This is a genomic window from Streptococcus handemini (assembly GCF_040984445.1).
In the GTDB taxonomy this organism is placed as follows: Bacteria; Bacillota; Bacilli; order Lactobacillales; family Streptococcaceae; genus Streptococcus; species Streptococcus handemini.
The window spans coordinates 1-558 of sequence record NZ_JBFRYH010000132.1; the positions used below are offsets into that span (position 1 = coordinate 1).

Consider the following 558-nt stretch of genomic DNA (forward strand, 5'->3'; position numbering starts at 1 on the left):
AGATAGTGGATGAAATCATTAAGGGTAGGGGAGATTATTGTCTTGCTGTAAAGGGCAATCAAGGGACTCTTTATGAGGATATTAGCCTTTACTTTAGTGATGCTAAGTTACTGGATCAGTTGGCTAAACGAGCAGCCTTTAATCTCAATGTTATAAGAAAGATGTGTCTATATTTTTTAAAAGTCATTCAATTTCCGAAGAGCGATTTAAGTTATTGCCGAAAACAACGGTATATTTCTGTCTATTTAGATGATTATTTACCACAATTATTTGGAAAGTAGGTTAAGTATCATGACTATCAAACTTATCTCTCAATTCAAAAATGACTTTGGGACACAAAAACATCTCGAGAAGGTTTTCGTGCGTTTGTCGTGGACTTTGGTAGAATGTAAGTGACAAGAAGAAGAAAAAAGTGGTATAATAATACTATTATACTCGTGGTGCTAGTTACTCTCAGAATACAATAAAAAGCCCAAAAGGACTATACTGTAAGTGACCAAACAAACAGGAGGTTAGTCCAAATGAGCCACTTACAGTATATCGCTAAATCCCATCACT

At 34.9% G+C, this 558-nt stretch carries 1 pseudogene; it reads left to right on the forward strand.

Annotation, left to right across the window (positions count from 1 at the left end):
• Positions 1-281, forward strand: a pseudogene (locus tag ABPH35_RS10950) (hypothetical protein); the annotation flags it as partial.
• Positions 282-558: the final 277 nt, after the last annotated feature.